Below are 13,568 nucleotides of genomic sequence, written 5' to 3' on the forward strand. Positions count from 1 at the left end.
CATAACCATCACAGTTATTTGTAGAAAAAACTAAAAAAGCATATAATGGGTATAAGAAAGCTAATTTTTAGGAAATTGATATGTCACTGTTAGTTGTATTACTTTCAATGTTTATTTTCCTTATTTTATTCAGATTAGAAAAGCCTATGTTTTACGGGAACACGTGCTTTAATTTAATCTAAAAATATAATTATTACTAGAGGGGTATCAAAATGAAGAATTTAGTCCTATTAGGTGGCGGCTATGGTAATATGCGTATCATGTCGCATATTTTACCAAGTGCTTTACCTGAAAATTATTCACTGACACTTGTAGATAGAATGCCATATCACAGTTTAAAACCAGAATTTTATGAGTTGGCAGCTGGAACTAAATCAGACAAAGACGTTCGTATGAATTTTCCAGACTCTGAACGCATTAACGTGGTATATGGAGAAATTAATGATATTAATTTAGATGATCAAATTGTATCTGTGGGCAATACTAAAGTTGATTATGATGAATTAGTTATTGGTTTAGGTTGTGAAGATAAATATCACAATGTTCCAGGTGCTGAAGAATACACGCACAGTATACAAACACTTTCAAAATCACGCGAAACGTTCCATCATATAAGTGAATTACCCAATGGTGCTAGAGTTGGAATTGTCGGCGCTGGATTAAGCGGTATCGAATTAGCAAGTGAATTACGTGAAAGCCGAGAAGATTTAGATATTTACCTTTATGATCGTGGTGAACGTATTTTAAGTCGTTTCCCTGAAAAATTAAGTAATTATATCGAAAATTGGTTTGAAAAGAACTCAGTTCATGTTATTCCTAACTCAGACATTAATCGTGTTGAACCTGGTCGTATATACAACAATGATGTTCCAGAAGATTTAGATTTAATTGTATGGACAGCTGGTATCCAACCAGTGGAAATAGTACGTAACTTACCTATCGATATTAGTAAAAGTGGACGTGTTATTTTAAACCAGTATCACCAAGTACCTACATATAAAAATGTATATGTAGTTGGAGATTGTGCTGACTTACCATTTGCACCAAGTGCACAATTAGCAGAATATCAAGGTGACCAAATAGCTGATGTCATGAAATTAATTTGGCAAAATAAAGCATTACCTGAAAAAATGCCTGAAATAAAAATCCAAGGTTTCTTAGGTTCATTAGGAGACAAAAAAGGATTTGCTTACATTATGGATAGAACGGTTACAGGTCGTCTTGCTTCTATTCTTAAATCAGGTGTACTTTGGATGTACAAATATCATAACGGATAAAAATATATTAGCATTACAATACACAGTTAATGAGCCTAGAATATAAATATTCTAGGCTCATTTTTATATAACATGTTATTGTAATTGTCTGTCCATAAAACGTGTTATATCTTTTAGTTGAATGTAACCATCTGCCACATATTCGTCATTCATAGTAATTAAAGGATAAAATAATTCATCTTCTTGTATTTGCTCAATAAAATGTTGGTCATGATCCGATAGATTTTCAGTATCTTTTTGAAAATCTATATAGGTAAATTCAAATTTTACATCTGGATATTTTCTTTGTAATAATGGTTTTAGCCATTCAAATGTATTTTGTGACGTCGGTGCATTTACACAGCTTGCACATATTACGTCTGCACCATATACTACAACACTTATTTTTGTCATAAATCAAGTCCCCCTTATTTCGAATCATAGATTTTTCTCTACATATCTATTATAATAAATAAATACGGATATGTAGAATTTATTTACTTGAAAGGAGGCATATTTATGCCAACTGAAAACGCAACGATGTTTGATCAAGTAGCTGAAGTTATCGAGCGACTACGCCCGTTCTTACTACGTGATGGTGGTGATTGTTCACTAATCGATGTAGAAGATGGAATAGTTAAATTGCAATTACACGGTGCTTGCGGAACATGCCCAAGTTCTACTATTACATTAAAAGCAGGTATTGAACGTGCATTGCATGAAGAAGTGCCAGGTGTTATCGAAGTAGAACAAGTATTCTAACGAATTACTTCAAATAAAATTTTAGAGACCTTCTATGTAAGAAAGTCTCAGACTGTCGACAAAGTTCTCCGACTTTGTTGGCAGTTTTTTTGTGCACGCTTTCCGCGGGCACTGCCTCAGCCTGTAGTCTTCGGCTAGTGCTTTTCCCGCAGGAGTCAGCCCAAATCACTGCCAATATTATTTATTCAAAGCCTATTTGCTATCACAGAAATAGAAGTTAATGTGGGTTACCATGTAGACATGAGTTATATTTTTTAGAAAAAGCACCTCATTTTGGAACTTTTCAGTTACAAAAGATACACGTTGTGGTCACAGTACAGATTTCTGTCACACTCCGTAGTCTGTCGACGAAGTCCCCGATTTTGTTGGCAGTTTTTTTGTGCACGCTTTCCTCGGGCACTGCCTAAGCATATAGTCTTCGTCTAGTACACTTCTCGCAGGAACCTCTTTTATTGATTCTGATGCAACACAATTTGTTCGTTTACGTAAACCCAGCCCTTCCATCCAATATGTACAGCATCACTAATAACGTATGGTTCATAGTCTTTAGATGTCATATCATAAAGCTTACCATCTTTAGCAGTAATGGTATCTTTAATTTTTTGATAAATCATTTGACGTTGCTTAGATTTTATTCCAATATGATCATACCATTTGCCATTTGTCGGTATTACTATATATTGAACATCTGCTCCTGCAGCTTTCAATGTATCAACGAGTAATGCTAAATCTTCAAATTCCGGTGAATGTACTTTAAATTCATGATTGCGTTTAAATTTACGTTGTTTCGCTTGAATTAACTGCCAATATTTATCCTGTATATTATATTGATTCGACATACTATGTTGTTGTCCGTAAAGTTCGGCTTCTGCTTTTAAAGATGTCCACGATCGATGTGACGTGTCCTCTCCAACATGCTTAAACGCTTGCTTATTAAGTGGAAATGCAGCTTTAATTGCTTCAATTTTTAATAATTGATTTTCTTTGAACGATGAGACATAAGCATGTGAAGACTGTTGTTTATTTCGACTCATATCATGTAAGAAAGTCTTGTTTTTAACGTCTTTAAATTGTAATAAGCGCTGAGCATAACGTTCTTTTAAGTGCTTGCTCATTTGCTGTTGTTTAAATAACTGAGCAATTTGAGTTTCTGATATACGTGCATTAAAATTTTCTCGTGTTAAACCGCGTTGCGTGAACCATTGCGGTGAGATGATAAATGTTAATTTTTTGCCGTTAAGTTGATCAAAGTTTGCTGCAAGTGTCACAGCATTAATCAAGTCGGTAGAACCTCCTGTTCCTACTAAAAAAGGTGGTTTCTTAACTCTATGTGTTAACATAACAGCTGGGTGAAAAGGATCTTGTTTGCCTAATTCACTAGAACCATAAATAGGATAGTAGTTATTAGTTTCATATAATTTATTTTGTAGTAAAGTACCTTTTAACACTTGTTCGCTAAGCAAGTTGCGTTGTTCAGATAATGTTTGATTAGAAATTAATCCTTTAAACCAATTTGCGGGCAAAGCTACAAAAATTCCAAATAAAACTAAACTAATGATAAATGGATAGAATTGTTTCATTTTATTGTTTCGCAGATAATAACGCAATAATTTTATTTGGAGTCGCCCACGCTTCACGATCAAAATCTGTTATCGATACGTCGATACCTAACTGATTTTCAATGGCTAATAATAATTCTATCGTTTTAAAAGAATCGATAATACCTTCCTCAAATATTGCGATGTCTAAATTATCTTTTACAATAGAATCACCTGCAATGTCTGCTAAAATATTTAAAATTTGGTTTTTAATGTCCATACTAATTTCCTCCTAAATTAACTGTCCTGAAAATATGAGAAAGCCAAAAGTCACACAATGAAAAGTAATAACTGTACTAATACAAGCAGTAAATTTATTTTGCCACTGCCAGCCGAAGTATTTACTTAAGCGTTCAACATAACTAAAGCCAATAAACAAAGCTGCGTGATACAAACCGTATACTATGTAATGTAGCTCTAAACCATGCCATAAACCCATTAAGAAGAAATTAATTATAAATGCAATGTTCGACATAGCAAATTGACTTTTTAATAATTTTTTCTTCGACATAAAAAATAAACATCTCATATATATACAGTCTCTGAACCAAAAAGATAAAGTCATATGCCAACGTTGCCAAAACGCTTTAATATTTTGCGCTTTGAATGGTTGGTTAAAATTCGGTGGCGTTTGGATGCCATATAAATAACTAAAAGCTAAAGCAAATAAACTATATCCTGCAAAATCAAAAAACAAATAAAAGCTATAAGCATACATATATAACCACGTATCGACAACATTATGTGGTGTTTCAAGCAATGGTTGTATGACATAATTTTGAATCAAATAAGCAATAATGTATTTATATAAAAATCCAAGCATCACAAAATGGAGCGCTTTCGCAAATAATGTACTGTATACAGTACCGTCGGGCACTACTTTGTCATCTTTGATAAAACGCTTATAGCGATCTATTGGACCTGATGAAATAGTTGGAAAAAATGAAATGAATTGAATTACTTTCCAAACATCAACTTCTTTAATTGAACCATCTCTAATTTCCATTAGTAATTGCACACTTTTAAAGGTCACATAGGAAATACCTAAAAATGCAATTAAGTTCACCACTTTGTATTCATGGAAGACAATTTGATAGTCACCTAACCATGAGCTTTGTAATAATTTCACACATAGCAAGGGCAAGATTGCTAAAAATATTACACTGCTAAATAAACTCGTATAATTATGTCGACGTCTAATATTGAGATAAAACATAATGATACTCACTTGCCAAACAATATAACCGAAAAAGCTAAATAGTTGAAAACTCAAATACGGATTGTTGTAAATATTATATTTTTGCGATGCAAAAATAAGTACTACCATTAGTAAGCTACTTAAAAAATTATATGTATAACTACGCTTACCCATAAAACCTAAACAAACAACTGGTAGCAATACGACTATCGCTATCGCAAAAAAAGTGAACGTTCCATAAGGTATCATCGTAATATAACCTCATTTATAGCTTTTCTATCTACTTTGCCATTGCCATTTATCGGTAACTTTTCTAATATTTCATATTTAGTGGGTAGCATATAAGTAGGTAAATTTTCAGCTAATAGTGGTGTAATTTCGCTTTTCAATACTTTTACTTCTTCTGGGGATACTGCTTTAGTCAATGTGATTGCAGCGATAAGTTGAACTACCTTTCCTTGTTTAACTTTAGGTACTACTATCGCTTCTTGAATAAAGTGAATTTGTCGTAACCGAAACTCTATATCTTCTAGTTCTATACGATAGCCATTGTATTTGATTTGATTATCCATACGCCCTTTTATAAACCACATATCATCTAAATAGTACGCTGAGTCTCCCGTATAATATACTTGTTTACCTTGATACTCTTTAAATACTTGTGCTGTCTTAATAGCATCATTTAAATATCCTTGACTCAAACATCTCCCCATAATAATTAATTCTGCATGGTCATTAACAGCTAACGTTACACCTGCTCTAGGTTTGCCTACTGGAAGCGGATTGTAGTGTTGTATAATGGACTGAGTTATTTGTATTCCAGTAACTGCAACTGTTGCTTCTGTCGGGCCATATGTGTTATAAACCACTGCTTTATTGAAGTGATGTAACAATTTTTCAGCAAGTTTATGGGATAGTACTTCCCCACAAAAAATAAATTGCCCTAAACTTTCATATTTTTCTTGAGTAAATACAGGTAATAATAAAGCTAACTCCATAAATGATGGTGTAGAAACCCAAATATTAATGTTATTGCTTCTTAATAAATCATCGAGCAACTGAGGCTTAGCCACCATATGTTTATCAACTAGATGTAGCGTACCAGCAGTTGTTAAACAAGGATAAATAGCCATTACAGATAAATCGAATGAGAACGGCGCTTGGTTTAACCAATGCTGATATAATCCCAATTGATTAATATCACTTATCCATTTAACAAATTCATTCAAGCTGCCATATGAAATTTGAACACCCTTAGGTTCTCCGGTAGTACCCGAAGTAAAAATAGTATAAGCTATATCAACTTCTTGTATATTATTAAATTCCCTTGTCGTTACTGACATCTGCTGTAAATCATCAATCGTTATTATTTCTCCATTAGTCAACTCTATTTCATCACTCGTTGTATTTAGTACAAAATTAGGTTCTACCTTATTGATTATGTGTTGCAAACGTGCAGTTGGCATAGAAATATCTAATGGTATATAACCACAACCTGCTTTTAAGCTGGCTAACATCCCTACAATCATGTAGGGAGACATATGACCATATAGTATTAACGGAGTACGCGATGACATTATATAACAGGCTAATGCATTAGCGTATGTATCCAATTGTTTATAAGTTAATGAATGATCGTTGTAACGAATAGCAATCTTATTAGGGTAAATGACGCTATACCGGTTTATTGTCTGTAAAATATCTTTCATGATGTTCTCCTCATTAAAATTCATTATAAATAAAATCGTTATGTGTATCTCCAGCACCATATAGTAAATACAAAGCAATGAAAATAATTAAATACAACAATACCAATCCAATACTTTTAACCACTATAAATCTATGATTATTCTTATTCATTATTCACCTCTTGAAAATACAACGATTCAGATTTTTTGTATCTATACACTTTTAAATTTACTACAACTTATTATACATAACATCAAACAACTTTACAATATATTAATATTTTTATGTATGAACTACATTTTACTATAACTATTTTCTTATATGTTTTTTCATTATGATTTTGATAGCAATCAATTCAATAAAAAAAGTAGTAACTGACGGTGGTTGTCAGTTACTACTTTTTTATTATTTGCGTGATACTCAATCACGATTACTGTGTAAATTACCCGAGTTAATTATTACTCATAAGTTTGATGCACTAATGCTAAGCTTTAACAGCTGTTTTTGCAGTATTACCATTTAGTACTAATTTAATATTATCTACACATAATTGAATCATTTTGTTACGAGTGACTACCGACGCACTACCGATATGTGGTACAACAACAGCATTTTTCATTCCTAATAAAGGATGATCCATTTGTATTGGTTCTTCTCTTAGTACATCTAAGCCACATGCTAAAATTTGATTGTTTTCCAGAGCTGAAACAAGTGCAGACTCATCTACTACAGCACCTCTACCGATATTAATGAAAATGGCATCATTTTTCATTTTGGCAAAAGCTTCACTGTCAAATTTGTTTTCTGTTTCGGCAGTTAATGGAGCAGTACAAATTATAAAATCACTATGTTTTAGCAATGTGTCAAAGGAAACGTACAATGCTCCTAGTGCTCCTAGTGCTTCTTCTGCCTCTTCGTTACGACTTCTATTATGATACATAATGTTCGCTTCAAAACCTTTTAAACGTTTAGCAAATGCTTTACCAATATCACCCATACCAAAAATACCTACTTTAGAACGGTATAAATCTTTGCCTGCCAACAAATAAGGACTCCAACTTTGCCATTGACCATCTTGTACATAACGTTCTGCTTCGACTATACGACGCGCGACACTCAACATCAATGATAAGCCTAATTCTGCAGTCGTTTCTGTTAATACATCTGGCGTATTTGTTACGACAATTTTATGATCATTTGCAAGTTGTACATCGATGTTATCATAGCCAACTGCCATATTAGCAATTACTTTTAAGTGTGGTGCTGCATTAATGGCTTCTTCATCAATCGTTTCCGTTAGTGTGATAAAACATGCAGTCGCATCTTTAATAGCGTTCAAAAATTGTTCTCGTGGCATTGGGGTAAAAGCTTCATTCCACACTTCTACTTGAGCTATTGTTTCTAATTGTTTAATGAATTCATCAGGTACTTGTCTAGTCACTACTACTTTATCCATTTAATCAACCTCACCTTTTAATGATTTAATTACAGCGTTTAAATCTTCGTAAGAGTATGTTGGTGGAATGTCTTTAGCTTCGACATCTGCAAGTGTTGACACCCCAGTTTGCACATGAATTGTATCAATGGAAACATTAATTCCTGAAAGTATGTCAGTATCATACAAATCGCCTATCATCGCTACTTCAGATTTAGGTAAGTTAAGAATATCTAATGCTTTATTCATAATTACTGGTTCTGGCTTTCCAATAAAAGTAGGCTGTACGCCTGTTGATACACTAACTACACTTGTAATAGCCCCATTCCCAGGCATAAATCCTCGTTCTTTAGGTATCGAAACATCTTTATTTGTAGAAATAAACTTCGCTCCATTTCGTACGCCTAACGTAGCGACCGCAAGCTTTTCATATGTAACCGCTTCGTCTAAACCTACAACAACATAATCAACGAATTCATCATTTTTTATTGTTAGGCCTTTATCTACGAGCGCTGTTTGTAACCCTGTACCTCCAAGCATGTACACAGATGCACCTGGATGTTCTTCTGCAATATAATCTGCTGTAGCTAAAGCAGATGTTACGACTTCATTGCCTGTTGCTGATATGCCCATAGTTTGTAATTTTTCAGCTACTGTTTCTGGTTGCTTTGAAGAATTATTTGTTACAAATAAATAAGGGATATTTTGTGCTTTTAAATATTCAATAAATTGAGATGCCCCATCAATAGTTTCGTCACCCTTATACATTGTTCCATCCAAATCGAGTAAGTACGCTTTATATTGCTTCATTTTATGTTAGTCTCCTTTTTTACCAAACGCAGTAATCGGTACATTTTCACTTTCTACAAATTGTATTACCTCTTGAATAAACTGGCGATAAAAAGGTAGCGCGTTATCAAACAAGGTCATCAAATTTGCTGTGTCTAATTCGTCATAATAATGTACAAATTGCTTTCTAACATCTACCGTTTGGTTAATATTTTGTTGTGTTTCCTTTGAGATAACTTGCTCTAATGCTAAAATATCTATTACGTCTTTATAATTTCCAGGATCTCGTAATATAAATCCGTCAATAATCATATTTCCAATATCAACCGATGATTCAATAAGCATCTGTGCTATACGTTCAAAGGCAAAATGGTTATGTTTGTTTTCTTCATATTGTTCTGTTAATTGTTGAATATATTTTAATTTGGCATTTAATTGGTCTTTGTTTACAAAGTACATTTCCGTCACCCCTTAATATATTCATCATATCACAATTTTGCAGTTAAATTCATTTGTAGTTATACTGAAAACTAAGGATTTATAACAAAATAGTTCTAACAACATTAGTATTAAAATAAATTGCTATTCTAACTATCAAAAGAAAGAAGGTTACATAATGATAGACATGTTTTTATACGACGATGATGAAGCTGCTCAAGTACAATTCGTTGGTTTTGTCGGCGAAGAGAGCCGCTATGATTTGATGATAGTTCAAACGAATCGTCATTTCGGTAAAACGATTGTGCTTAACATGCAGACAAATAAGTTCGGTATTATCGGTACAGATGATTTAGCTGAAGAAGGTTATACCGCTTATATTTTAGGTGTCAATGAAGCAGAAGGTGAAGAACTTAATGCGTTTTTAGCTGAAAAAATCCAATAAAAATATAGGGGTGGAAGGAATTTCAAATTAGTAACATTCGAATTCCAAATCCACCCCTATATAGTTGCTTCATTTATGAAGTTTATTGTACACATAGACATCTATTCATTTGTTGGAACTAATAGTATCACAATGCATATAATGAGTTGTAAGCTAGCTTAGCTTTCACTATGTTGAATCGATGGTTGAATTTTAACATCTTTCAATTTATCTTCTTCTAAGACGACCTGTTTTTCTTGCTTCAATTTGTTTTGATTTTCAGTAGTAACATTTTTCAAAATGAAGTAAGGACAGCCAAAGTTACAGTATTCTAATAAATAATCTTGAATTGTTGAAAATCGTTTACTCAATTCTGCTTTTTTATTTGAATCGCTATAAAAACCTTTTAAGCGTAATTGTTCGTATCCTATATCACCAACAATGTAATCATACTTATCTAAAATATCTGAATAACGATTAGCAAATACTTCCTCATCGAAATGTTCCCTGTAATCTTCTATTATTTCAAAAAACTGCCCATTCACTTTTATCATGTCATTCACCCGAACTATTACTATATTTATAAAGCTATCTTGTTGGCTAATATAACGTGAATAAAGACTTAGCCCTCATACAACTCATTTGAAAACGTCTGCATTGGAGAACTAAGTCTATAAAGTTACTACATTATATTATTATTGTTCTGCTTTTAATTGCTCTTCACCAAGACGATGTTTTTCTTTAGCTGCTTCGTTAACTTGTTCATCTGCATGATATGAACTACGCACAAGTGGTCCTGCTTGGCAATGTTTAAATCCTTTGTCCATAGCAACTTTTCTTAATTTACCAAACTCTAATGGAGTATAGTATTTTTCAACTTTTAAATGCTTACGTGAAGGTTGTAAATATTGTCCAATTGTTAAGATATCAACATCATTGGCACGTAAATCATCCATAGTTTCGTAAATTTCGTCATATGTTTCGCCTAAACCAACCATAAAGCTTGATTTAGTTGGAATTTCCGGCTGCAATTCTTTAGATCGACGTAAAAATTCTAATGTACGATCATAAGTAGCACGCGCTCTTACTCTTGGTGTTAAACGGCGTACTGTTTCAATATTGTGGTTTAAAATATCCGGTTTTGATGCCATTAAAGTTTCTAATGCTTCAAAATCTCCGCCCATATCTGAAGGTAAGATTTCAATTGTTGTAAATGGGTTACGTTCACGTACTTTACGTACTGTTTCTGCATAAACATTTGAACCAGCATCTCTTAAGTCATCTCTAGCTACTGCTGTAATTACTACATGTTTTAAGTTCATTAATTCTACAGATTCTGCTACACGTTCTGGTTCATCTAAGTCTAACTCGTTAGGCAATCCAGTTTTAACAGCACAGAATCTACAAGCACGTGTACATACAGCACCTAGTATCATAAATGTAGCAGTACGACGTTCACCCCAACATTCATGAATATTCGGACATTTTGCCTCTTCACAGACCGTATGTAAATTCTTCTCACGCATCATCTTCTTGAGCCCTGTGTAATTTTCATTAGTATTAAGCTTTATTTTCAACCAATCTGGTTTTCGTAGTATTTCTTCATTTTTAGTAGCCATAACCACGCACGACCTCCTATATTAATATCTTCCATCATTATAACTAACTTCACACTAAATTAAAACGTAATTGGGTTAGAAATTAATATTCTAACAATTTTTCTTTAAAAATATCTCTTAAAAATTCAGGCAATAAGTACTCAGTTGCTTGGTCTTTCAGTGTTGGAAAATACCGGCCAAATGTGTACATATCCACTGTACCTAATGTATAAATTTTGTCATCATCTATTTCTTCACCATTGATAAAATAACGAGATTCAGATTCTATAAATCCAAGGTTATATAATATATATCCCCCAAATATATCCCCCCTAAAGCCTAAACCTTGTGCATATTCATTAATATATTCTTGCTTTTGACTTTTTATTATAACATATTTTAGTTCTTGTCCTGTGATTTTGATTCTAACCGTATTTATAGGATGGGGTAACATTTGATGCACATCGTATTCTGTGACTTCTTTACCTTCTATCGCACGTACTATTAGACCTGCATTAATAATAGTGCAATCTGCATGTGTAAATTCATATATACTTTCAGCTAATAAATAAGATGTTTTTGAAATCACATTTGTTTTCCTTGGTAAGTTCATTTCATGATTAATAACCGGTGTACTTAATAATCGCTTACCTTCAAGTTCAAAGTCTGTTGCAACTTGGGGTAAGTCAGCATTAGCATAAAGCTCAGCCTTTTTAGATACTACACTATGATTTTGAATTTCCATCGTTACTTCACCTAAGTAGTAACCATATTTACCAGCCGCCGCCATTAATACGCCATTGTTCACTTCACCATGTTTGAAAAAATGATGTGTATGACTACCTAAAATAATATCAATTTCAGGTAATTCTTGGCACAATTTCTCATCAAAAAATACACCAACATGACTCATTATAATTAAGACATCATATTGACCTTCATGTGCTTTGACTTCATCTTTAATTGCTTCAAGCGGATCAGTAACAACCCAATCTAATGCACGATAAAAAGGTGTAAATGGTGCTGTTGCTGCTACAAATAATATTCTAGTACCTTCGATAACTTTAATAACTGAAGATGTTAGATGGTTAGGCAAATTACCAGCTTCATCAAATACATTGGCACACGTAATATCAAAATGTGCTTTATCATATAGTTGGTTTAATGCTGCATGTGAAATAGTCATACCTTCATTATTACCAATCGTTGCTATATCACAACGTGCACTGTTTAGTAGCTCTACATTATGTTTTCCCATTGTGGCTTGTGTAATTGGTGTTGATAAATCTACATGATCACCAATATCAAGATAAAGAGAGGGATGATTTAATTTGGGTCTTTCCTCTGCTAAATATGCTGAAATATTTGCATATTCTTGCAGATGACTATGTATATCATTAGTATGATAAATGGTTAGTTTCATCACAATCTCTCCTCTAAAATTAATGAATTGACGCTTATAACTTTAAAATAACTTCAATTGTTGTGGCGCTAAGCCATCATAATCAATTCCAAGTAGGCGTTGGTACATTTTCGCATTTGCTGCTGCGTGACCGCCTGAATTATTATTAAACACAACATAAATCGTTTTGGCTTTATGTTCCAACACTTTAACTTTGTTAACTAAGTCCATCAATTCTTCTTCTGTATAATCATATAAATAGCGTACTTCTCTCCATTTGTCATCGGTCATATCTTTTTTAGTCCAACCATGCACATTACGCCCGTGGTACCTTACAAAAGCAACGTCATGCGTGATTCGATTTACTAATGGAATGGAACCTTGACCAGCTTGAGGTTCATCACACACAGCATGAATGATTTGCTGGGCTGTCAAAAACTCTAGTGTCTGTTCTTTATAAGTGCTGTTAAACCAAGATTGATGTCTAAACTCAACACATATAGGTACATCAGATAACTTCGTTTTTAAGTAACGAATATATGTAATATGTTGTGTAGTACAATCAAACCAAGGTGGAAATTGAATTAATACCATCGCTAATTTATCAGCCGCTATTAATGGTTCTAACATCTTATTAAATTCATCGATTAACGCTTGTCTTGATGACGCAAAATCTAATACGTCTGCGTGTAACGTTAGCGCTTGATGGATTTTAACAATGAATTTAAAGCGTTTAGGTGTTTCTTTAATCCATTTTAGTATATTTCTTTCAGGTTGAATGGCATAGTAAGATGCATCAAGTTCAACAATTGGAAAATGACTAGCATAGACTTGTAATTTGTCAGTTTTCCTCTGTAAATCTTCGTACAATGAATCATGATCGCCCCAACCCGTTAGCCCTATATTTATCATTATTATCACCGACTTCATAATACCATATATTATTTAAGGGATTCACATGTTTAGATTATAATAGTAT

16 protein-coding genes are annotated in these 13,568 nt (G+C 33.2%); 3 read left to right on the top strand and 13 right to left on the bottom strand.

What is annotated here, in order from left to right:
* Positions 1-212: 212 nt before the first annotated feature.
* Entirely contained in the window at positions 213-1,277 is a 1,065-nt protein-coding gene (locus KA845_RS03530) for an NAD(P)/FAD-dependent oxidoreductase (RefSeq protein WP_002509363.1), read from the top strand.
* Between the two features lie 75 nt (positions 1,278-1,352).
* Here the strand turns inward: KA845_RS03530 and KA845_RS03535 are convergent, their stop codons facing one another.
* Positions 1,353-1,670 (bottom strand): YuzD family protein, encoded by a 318-nt coding sequence (locus KA845_RS03535; protein ID WP_002509364.1) that lies wholly within the window; start codon positions 1,668-1,670, stop codon positions 1,353-1,355.
* A gap of 105 nt (positions 1,671-1,775) precedes the next feature.
* On the opposite strand from KA845_RS03535, the gene KA845_RS03540 reads away from it, so the two are divergent.
* Positions 1,776-2,018, top strand: coding sequence for a NifU family protein (locus tag KA845_RS03540; protein ID WP_002464399.1), 243 nt, complete (start codon positions 1,776-1,778; stop codon positions 2,016-2,018).
* Between the two features lie 449 nt (positions 2,019-2,467).
* On the opposite strand, the gene dltD is transcribed toward KA845_RS03540, so the two are convergent.
* The 8 genes from dltD to KA845_RS03580 all read right to left on the bottom strand — a co-directional run bounded on the left by dltD (position 2,468) and on the right by KA845_RS03580 (position 9,186).
* Entirely contained in the window at positions 2,468-3,598 is a 1,131-nt protein-coding gene (gene dltD / locus KA845_RS03545; protein WP_021458891.1) for a D-alanyl-lipoteichoic acid biosynthesis protein DltD, read from the bottom strand.
* A 1-nt stretch (position 3,599) separates the two neighbouring features.
* Entirely contained in the window at positions 3,600-3,836 is a 237-nt protein-coding gene (gene dltC, locus KA845_RS03550; protein WP_002509366.1) for a D-alanine--poly(phosphoribitol) ligase subunit 2, read from the bottom strand.
* 12 nt (positions 3,837-3,848) lie between these two features.
* Positions 3,849-5,063, bottom strand: a complete 1,215-nt coding sequence (gene dltB / locus KA845_RS03555; protein WP_002509367.1) for a D-alanyl-lipoteichoic acid biosynthesis protein DltB — start codon at positions 5,061-5,063, stop codon at positions 3,849-3,851.
* The gene (gene dltA / locus KA845_RS03560; RefSeq protein ID WP_021458892.1) at positions 5,060-6,523 is read right to left on the bottom strand and encodes a D-alanine--poly(phosphoribitol) ligase subunit DltA; all 1,464 of its coding nucleotides are present in this window, start codon (positions 6,521-6,523) and stop codon (positions 5,060-5,062) included. The genes dltB and dltA overlap by 4 nt, the downstream gene beginning before the upstream one ends.
* A 13-nt stretch (positions 6,524-6,536) precedes the next feature.
* Positions 6,537-6,674, bottom strand: a complete 138-nt coding sequence (locus KA845_RS03565; RefSeq protein WP_002509369.1) for a teichoic acid D-Ala incorporation-associated protein DltX — start codon at positions 6,672-6,674, stop codon at positions 6,537-6,539.
* Between the two features lie 313 nt (positions 6,675-6,987).
* On the bottom strand, positions 6,988-7,959 hold the full coding sequence (locus KA845_RS03570) for a 2-hydroxyacid dehydrogenase (RefSeq protein WP_002509370.1): 972 nt from the start codon (positions 7,957-7,959) through the stop codon (positions 6,988-6,990).
* Positions 7,960-8,748: a TIGR01457 family HAD-type hydrolase gene (locus tag KA845_RS03575; protein ID WP_210127789.1), complete on the bottom strand. Its 789-nt coding sequence runs from the start codon at positions 8,746-8,748 to the stop codon at positions 7,960-7,962.
* A 6-nt stretch (positions 8,749-8,754) separates the two neighbouring features.
* Positions 8,755-9,186 (bottom strand): DUF86 domain-containing protein, encoded by a 432-nt coding sequence (locus tag KA845_RS03580; RefSeq protein WP_002509371.1) that lies wholly within the window; start codon positions 9,184-9,186, stop codon positions 8,755-8,757.
* Between the two features lie 157 nt (positions 9,187-9,343).
* Between KA845_RS03580 and KA845_RS03585 the strand changes: the two genes are divergently transcribed.
* On the top strand, positions 9,344-9,610 hold the full coding sequence (locus KA845_RS03585; protein ID WP_002509372.1) for a DUF3055 domain-containing protein: 267 nt from the start codon (positions 9,344-9,346) through the stop codon (positions 9,608-9,610).
* A 158-nt stretch (positions 9,611-9,768) separates the two neighbouring features.
* Here KA845_RS03585 and KA845_RS03590 read toward each other — a convergent pair whose 3' ends face one another.
* The 4 genes from KA845_RS03590 to KA845_RS03605 form a co-directional block, all read right to left on the bottom strand.
* On the bottom strand, positions 9,769-10,143 hold the full coding sequence (locus KA845_RS03590; RefSeq protein WP_002509373.1) for a YutD family protein: 375 nt from the start codon (positions 10,141-10,143) through the stop codon (positions 9,769-9,771).
* Positions 10,144-10,284: 141 nt separating this feature from the next.
* Positions 10,285-11,208 (bottom strand): lipoyl synthase, encoded by a 924-nt coding sequence (gene lipA, locus KA845_RS03595; RefSeq protein WP_002509374.1) that lies wholly within the window; start codon positions 11,206-11,208, stop codon positions 10,285-10,287.
* 82 nt (positions 11,209-11,290) lie between these two features.
* A complete protein-coding gene (locus KA845_RS03600; RefSeq protein ID WP_021458895.1) occupies positions 11,291-12,610 on the bottom strand; it encodes a bifunctional metallophosphatase/5'-nucleotidase in 1,320 nt (439 codons plus the stop codon).
* Positions 12,611-12,652: 42 nt separating this feature from the next.
* Positions 12,653-13,501 carry a DUF72 domain-containing protein gene (locus KA845_RS03605; protein ID WP_002509376.1) on the bottom strand — a complete coding sequence of 283 codons (849 nt, stop codon included), beginning with the start codon at positions 13,499-13,501 and terminating at the stop codon, positions 12,653-12,655.
* Between the last annotated feature and the right edge of the window lie 67 nt (positions 13,502-13,568).

This window comes from Staphylococcus sp. GDX8P114P-2 (assembly GCF_017892945.1).
Taxonomy (GTDB): domain Bacteria; phylum Bacillota; class Bacilli; order Staphylococcales; family Staphylococcaceae; genus Staphylococcus; species Staphylococcus arlettae.

What these genes read in the sequence shown, in the direction of transcription:
- KA845_RS03530 (WP_002509363.1), top strand. Translation starts at nt 213, where the DNA reads ATGAAGAATTTAGTCCTATTAGGTGGCGGCTATGGTAATATGCGTATC.
- KA845_RS03535 (WP_002509364.1), bottom strand. Translation starts at nt 1,670, where the DNA reads ATGACAAAAATAAGTGTTGTAGTATATGGTGCAGACGTAATATGTGCA.
- KA845_RS03540 (WP_002464399.1), top strand. Translation starts at nt 1,776, where the DNA reads ATGCCAACTGAAAACGCAACGATGTTTGATCAAGTAGCTGAAGTTATC.
- dltD (WP_021458891.1), bottom strand. Translation starts at nt 3,598, where the DNA reads ATGAAACAATTCTATCCATTTATCATTAGTTTAGTTTTATTTGGAATT.
- dltC (WP_002509366.1), bottom strand. Translation starts at nt 3,836, where the DNA reads ATGGACATTAAAAACCAAATTTTAAATATTTTAGCAGACATTGCAGGT.
- dltB (WP_002509367.1), bottom strand. Translation starts at nt 5,063, where the DNA reads ATGATACCTTATGGAACGTTCACTTTTTTTGCGATAGCGATAGTCGTA.
- dltA (WP_021458892.1), bottom strand. Translation starts at nt 6,523, where the DNA reads ATGAAAGATATTTTACAGACAATAAACCGGTATAGCGTCATTTACCCT.
- KA845_RS03565 (WP_002509369.1), bottom strand. Translation starts at nt 6,674, where the DNA reads ATGAATAAGAATAATCATAGATTTATAGTGGTTAAAAGTATTGGATTG.
- KA845_RS03570 (WP_002509370.1), bottom strand. Translation starts at nt 7,959, where the DNA reads ATGGATAAAGTAGTAGTGACTAGACAAGTACCTGATGAATTCATTAAA.
- KA845_RS03575 (WP_210127789.1), bottom strand. Translation starts at nt 8,748, where the DNA reads ATGAAGCAATATAAAGCGTACTTACTCGATTTGGATGGAACAATGTAT.
- KA845_RS03580 (WP_002509371.1), bottom strand. Translation starts at nt 9,186, where the DNA reads ATGTACTTTGTAAACAAAGACCAATTAAATGCCAAATTAAAATATATT.
- KA845_RS03585 (WP_002509372.1), top strand. Translation starts at nt 9,344, where the DNA reads ATGATAGACATGTTTTTATACGACGATGATGAAGCTGCTCAAGTACAA.
- KA845_RS03590 (WP_002509373.1), bottom strand. Translation starts at nt 10,143, where the DNA reads ATGATAAAAGTGAATGGGCAGTTTTTTGAAATAATAGAAGATTACAGG.
- lipA (WP_002509374.1), bottom strand. Translation starts at nt 11,208, where the DNA reads ATGGCTACTAAAAATGAAGAAATACTACGAAAACCAGATTGGTTGAAA.
- KA845_RS03600 (WP_021458895.1), bottom strand. Translation starts at nt 12,610, where the DNA reads ATGAAACTAACCATTTATCATACTAATGATATACATAGTCATCTGCAA.
- KA845_RS03605 (WP_002509376.1), bottom strand. Translation starts at nt 13,501, where the DNA reads ATGATAAATATAGGGCTAACGGGTTGGGGCGATCATGATTCATTGTAC.